The 4,508-nt window shown below is 39.7% G+C and carries 6 protein-coding genes and 1 tRNA gene; all 7 read right to left on the reverse strand.

Annotation, left to right across the window (positions count from 1 at the left end):
• A partial coding sequence (locus FJR37_RS23380) for a twin-arginine translocation signal domain-containing protein (protein WP_168467251.1) occupies positions 1-723 on the reverse strand: 723 nt, incomplete at its 3' end.
• 40 nt (positions 724-763) lie between these two features.
• Positions 764-901 carry a hypothetical protein gene (locus tag FJR37_RS23385; RefSeq protein WP_254434648.1) on the reverse strand — a complete coding sequence of 46 codons (138 nt, stop codon included), beginning with the start codon at positions 899-901 and terminating at the stop codon, positions 764-766.
• Positions 894-1,049 (reverse strand): hypothetical protein, encoded by a 156-nt coding sequence (locus tag FJR37_RS23390; RefSeq protein ID WP_235335054.1) that lies wholly within the window; start codon positions 1,047-1,049, stop codon positions 894-896. Before FJR37_RS23390 ends, FJR37_RS23385 begins: the two co-directional genes overlap by 8 nt.
• 836 nt (positions 1,050-1,885) lie before the next feature.
• Positions 1,886-1,957 (reverse strand) — tRNA-Cys (locus FJR37_RS23395).
• Between the two features lie 122 nt (positions 1,958-2,079).
• Positions 2,080-2,676 carry a chromophore lyase CpcT/CpeT gene (locus FJR37_RS23400; RefSeq protein ID WP_039201100.1) on the reverse strand — a complete coding sequence of 199 codons (597 nt, stop codon included), beginning with the start codon at positions 2,674-2,676 and terminating at the stop codon, positions 2,080-2,082.
• Between the two features lie 79 nt (positions 2,677-2,755).
• Positions 2,756-3,535 carry a phosphate ABC transporter ATP-binding protein PstB gene (pstB, locus tag FJR37_RS23405; RefSeq protein WP_039201099.1) on the reverse strand — a complete coding sequence of 260 codons (780 nt, stop codon included), beginning with the start codon at positions 3,533-3,535 and terminating at the stop codon, positions 2,756-2,758.
• Between the two features lie 38 nt (positions 3,536-3,573).
• Positions 3,574-4,446, reverse strand: a complete 873-nt coding sequence (pstA, locus tag FJR37_RS23410; protein ID WP_039201098.1) for a phosphate ABC transporter permease PstA — start codon at positions 4,444-4,446, stop codon at positions 3,574-3,576.
• Between the last annotated feature and the right edge of the window lie 62 nt (positions 4,447-4,508).

A 4,508-nucleotide genomic window follows, 5' to 3' on the forward strand; every position in this document is an offset into this window, starting at 1 on the left:
TACCTCAAACTTACAAGTACGAGAAGCTTTGATAGGTTCTGAAATTTTAGGTTTTAAGATCTGATTACCTACTACTGCTGTCACTAAACCTACACCTCCTAAACCGATCATTTGCAAAAATCGTCTGCGGTTGATTTGCGTTTTTTTAGAAACTTGATTTTTGGATTTTGGCAATAATTGACTAAACTTTTCTGGTACTTTGAGATCAAGTAAAGATGGTTTAGTCATAAAATCCAAAAATAGATAATCTTGTAATGGACTATCTTGAGAAATAGTTTTTACAGACATTTTTGCTATTGATAACTTCCACCCATTTCCAGAAGTATGATTAACCTGATTGAGTAAGTTTTTTAGTGCAGTTCTGATTTCCTGCTCTTGTTCCTGAGTTAATTCCTTAATCAAATCAACACGCAACCAATCTGGAATATAACCAGAACGAAACCAAGGTAACCGCGCCAAATTAGTCAAAGAATCAACTTCTAAAAGAGATTTTCCTACTGCTGTTTTCAACACATTACCCAAATAAATAGTGATATTCCATTGCAACTCAGGAAAAACAGCACAAGCACAAAACCAATAAAAACTATCCTCCCCCAAATATTCCCGCAGAGAAACCAACATAGTTGCGATTTTTTCAGGTTCTAGAGAATTACGTTCTAACCAACGATAAGATTGCAGTCGCAGCGTTTGTGGTATGGGTATTGTTGAACCTCTCTCCTGCAAAGAGAGAGGCTTTAAATTATGTCCATTCCAGGGTTTTTGGCTAAATATGTTTAGTGCTGTAGCCTAATCGGTCTGCTAAATCTATTTGTGTCCAATCACGCTCTTCTAATACATCAGCAATGGTATCACCAGGGGAAGATACCCAATCGGGAGTAAAGGGTCGGGTGGTCTTAGTCATGGTAATCTCCAATGAAAACAATACAAACAGCAGTAACTTTTGACCAATCAATACTTCCATCCTCAGTCAAGGGGATGGGGTCGTTATCAGGCTTAAATACAAGTCGTTTACCACATTCCGCGGCGATCGCAGCTTTAGAGAAATCCACAAAAAAGATGATCCTAGTGCTTACGCATTGACAAAGTTTTCTAAATATGTGATGTAGATTTTATCTCTTGTAGGGTGCGTCAGACCCAATAATTTGGTAAAAAACAGATTTCCTCTATCTGACGCACCCTACTCAATATGTAATGTGGATTTTATCTCTTGTAGGGTGCGTCAGACCCAATAATTTAGTGAGGGACTTCCAAGAAATAAATTATCCTGATTAACCAACCACGTAGGCGCAGAGGACACAGAGGAATAAGGGTTTGAGAGATTTTTGCGTTAGGTGGTTTATCGGTTGTCAAGAGATTGCTTCCTTTCACTGGCAATGACAACTCATGCAGCACAGGTTTATTAGAGACTTCCAATCAAAAAAATATCCCAAAATTTCTTGTGGTGCGGGACGAATTGCCCGCTAATCATCAAGGACGGGCAAGGATGCCCATCCCACAAAATTGGATCATTTTTTTGTGGAGTTCTCTTAGGGACTTCCAATTAAAAAAATACCCAAAAATTTCTTGTGGTGCGGGCATACTATGGCTAACGCCACGCTACGCGAACGACAAGCTCAGTACAAGTCTTGCCTGCTAATCATCAAGGACAGGCAGGATGCCTATCCCACAAAATTGGGTAATTTATTTTTTGGTGTTCCCTCATGAAATTCTTTTTTTGACAAAATAACCTGCTGGGAAAAATATTTTGAGTATATTTACTCATGCTGAATGTGGGAAACAAAACAATTAATAAAAATCAGAGTATCAGAAACCCTATCAACGAAACGAAAAAACCATCCTGTCAATCCCTAAATCCTGGATATCCTGATTCAGACAATATATATAAAGGCGACAGGCGGATTTGAACCGCCGGATGGAGGTTTTGCAGACCTCTGCCTTACCACTTGGCTATGTCGCCGCACTCACAACTACTAATAGTAGCACCATTTTTGTGAATTTGCACTATCTGGGAGAATTTTTTTTTGAAGATTCATGTTTTTCACAGACTGGACAGACGCAAAGCCTGTCCTTGGGTGGAGATTAGGGATTTAATTTCACTTCTTCGGCAAAATTCGCCCAGCGCACAAAGTAAAATGGACCGGCAACAGACCCCCAGATATGCTCATCGGTGTCAGGATTTCGCCCTCTGTCGCGGCTGATGAACTGTTCACCATCAAGTTCAAAATCACTATCTAAATAGGTTCTTTGCCCGTCACGGATGACAATGCAGCCCTTTCCCGGTTCGACTGTGCCTTTAAATTTGGTGCCAGTCCACTCTACAATCATGTTACAACCAGAAAGCCTTTCCAAGCGATCGCTTGTCAAAGTCTGCAACCTTGGTAAATCGCGGGAAGCGCCGTAAAAATCCTTTTCTTCTTTGACAGTATAGTTTTCAATATGGATTTTATCCCCCACAGTTGTCAGATGTAATACCCGCACCCGATAAGGCTTATTCAACATATAGTCATAAGCTTGTTCCACAAACAAACTTACACCTGATAACACCCCCCAATGGAGGGGACGCATACATACACGAATATGGGCAAAAAAAGCCGGATTCTCAAAAACTTGGGCTTGATTACTGAAATCAGCCGCCATCCACCTTGCTAAAGTGGCAATATCTGGAGAATGAGTCATATCAATTTGGGATTTAGGAATAGGAATGCTATTGATTTTAAATCCTGATGACGCTCAAACTACGCATTCGGTGTTGTAGTTAACCAAATCGTCCAGACACATAGTCATGAGTCCGAGTATCTAGAGGATTACGAAAGATTTGACTAGTCTCCCCGAATTCCACCATTTGACCAATGCGACTTTCATCGGTACTAAAAAAGGCAGTAAAATCAGAAACACGAGTTGCTTGCTGCATATTATGGGTAACAATCACAATTGTGAATTCTGTTCGCAATTGGTGAATTAATTCTTCCACTTTCATTGTAGCAATTGGATCAAGGGCTGAACAGGGTTCATCCATTAGCAATACCTTGGGTTTAACAGCCAAAGCCCTAGCAATACAGAGACGTTGTTGTTGTCCACCGGAAAGACCTGTGGCAGACTGATGAAGTTTATCTTTGACTTCATCCCACAAAGCCGCACCTTTAAGGGCAGATTCGACAATTTCATCTAATACTACTTTTGGAGATTTACCAGCAATTCTCACACCATAAGCCACATTTTCATAAATGCTCATGGGAAAAGGATTGGGTTTTTGGAATACCATGCCAATTTCTCGACGCAGACGATTGATATTAATGCGAGGATCATGGATATTTTGACCAAAAAACTCTATCCGACCTTCAACTTTGACTTTTCCTTCTAATTCACTAATCCGATTAATGGTTTTAATGAATGTGGATTTACCGCAACCGCTAGGACCAATTAATGCAGTAACTTGGTTTTTATAGATATCTAATGATATCCCTTGAATAGCTTTATAGTTTCCGTAGTAAAAGCTAAGATTCTTGACTTGGATGGCAGTAGTTAAGTTACTCATGATTGACTAAAGTAGGAAAGAAAATTTTTTAGTTGACCTTATCTTTTCTTAGCAATTACGCGAGACAGCAAGCTGAAAAACAAAACTAAAGTCAGGAGAATGATGGAGGTTGTCCATACTAGTTGATTGACGGCTGGATCAGGATTGTTATAAAGGTTAAAAATCAATACTGGTAAGGAAGCAGTAGGACTTAATAAACCATCTGACCAATTTTGACTAAATAAAGCGGTAAAAAGTAGTGGTGCTGTTTCACCAGAAGCTCGAGCTATAGCTAGGGAAATCCCCGTAGTAATCCCTGGGATAGCCGAACTAACAATAACACGAAAAGTAGTTTGAAAGCGAGTTCCTCCTAATGCTGCGGATGCAAGACGTTGGGGAACGGGAATTAGCTTTAAAGCCTCTTCTGTTGTTAATACTATCACTGGTAGCATAATTACAGCTAGAGCAAAACCACCAGCAATGGCACTAAATCCCTTAGTTAATAAAACAATCACACCATAAGCAAATATCCCAACAACAATGGAAGGAACACCTGTAAGAATGCTAGTAATAAACCGCACATACCGCGTAAGTGGGTTGGTTTGACTAAATTCTGCTAAGAAAATTCCTGTAATTACCCCGACAGGAATACTGAGTAATGCACCGATACCTACCATAAGTATAGTACCAAGAATAGCATTAGCAAACCCATTTTCAATTAATGGATGAAATAACATCTCTAGTCTGAAGCCAGAAAGCCCCCGTGACATGATTTCCCACAATATGGATAACAATGGCAACAGTGCTAAACCACTCAGACCAAAGGCAATCCCGGTCATTGAGTATGTAAATAATTGTCTATCTGTGGATAGGGGCTGACATAATGAAGCCGCAGCGGCTTGATCTGTTTCTGAATTTGTATAAGCACTCATGTTAATTTTGGATTTTGGATTTTGAATGAGTAATATGTAACCAAAAGTAAAATTTCCCTGTT

It is taken from the genome of Aphanizomenon sp. UHCC 0183 (assembly GCF_009712065.1).
Lineage (GTDB): Bacteria > Cyanobacteriota > Cyanobacteriia > Cyanobacteriales > Nostocaceae > Dolichospermum > Dolichospermum heterosporum.